Source organism: Streptomyces sp. GbtcB7 (genome assembly GCF_019091445.1).
Lineage (GTDB): Bacteria > Actinomycetota > Actinomycetes > Streptomycetales > Streptomycetaceae > Streptomyces > Streptomyces mirabilis.
Genome location: NZ_JAGXJM010000565.1, coordinates 1 through 240 on the forward strand (window position 1 = coordinate 1; position 240 = coordinate 240).

Sequence of the window (240 nt, forward strand, 5' to 3'; positions counted from 1 at the left end):
GTGGCCGCCGACCAGCGCGCCCATCTCGTCAGCGGCCACGGCGTGGTCCGCGGGGCCGAGACCACCCAGGTCCCGGACCGGGCCCGCCTCGTCAGCTCCCTCGTGGCGAAGGCCGCTTCGGTACCGGGAGGGCGTACGGCCATCGCCGATGTGACCTTCCCCGTCCAGGCCGAGCCGCGCGAGGCGGGTACGCGCCACGGGACCGGTCCCGGGCACAAGACCGGTACCGCGCAGGGCTGG

General features: G+C 76.2%; 1 protein-coding gene. It reads left to right on the forward strand.

Translation table 11 applies throughout. The features are described 5' to 3' along the window. Positions 1 to 240 (forward strand): hypothetical protein (locus KVT44_RS56835; protein WP_217577151.1); only part of this gene is annotated, 240 nt, incomplete at both ends.